1 protein-coding gene is annotated in these 458 nt (G+C 79.3%); it reads left to right on the top strand.

Translation table 11 applies throughout. The features are described 5' to 3' along the window. Positions 1–331: ATP-binding protein (locus LPA54_RS38300; RefSeq protein ID WP_228984994.1), on the top strand; the 331-nt coding region annotated here is incomplete at its 5' end. Positions 332–458: the final 127 nt, after the last annotated feature.

Raw genomic sequence — 458 nt, 5'->3', positions numbered from 1 at the left:
CTGCGCGCCGGGCCGGCCACGGGCGAACACCCGGCAGCAGCCGGAGGAGGAGCACGGGAGGGGACTGCTCCTCGTCGACGCCCTGTGCCACGCGTGGGGCGCCCACGAACACGGTCCCGGCCTGCTGGTCTGGGCGGAACTCCCGCGCACCCCCGGCACCCAGGGCGACCCCGGCGAGCCCCGCGACGACCTCGGCTGGGGCGCCCGCCCCAAGCCCGGTCCGGCCGGCGGCTCCGAGGACGGCACGGACGAGACCGGTGACGGGGACGCGGCCCACCGCGCCGAGCAGCGCCTGGGCACACCCGCCGGCCGGGACGGAGGGCGGGCGTGACGCGCGCCGGCGGCACCCGCATGCTGAGCCTGGACTCGCTGGTCCGCATGCAGCGCGGACGGCAGACGCCGGACGCGCCGCGCAGGCTCCTCGTGCCCGACGGCATGACCGCCCCGATGGGCTGCGA

Source organism: Streptomyces sp. DH12, from assembly GCF_020873895.1.
Lineage (GTDB): Bacteria > Actinomycetota > Actinomycetes > Streptomycetales > Streptomycetaceae > Streptomyces.
This window is presented reverse-complemented; position numbering and strand designations above follow the sequence as displayed.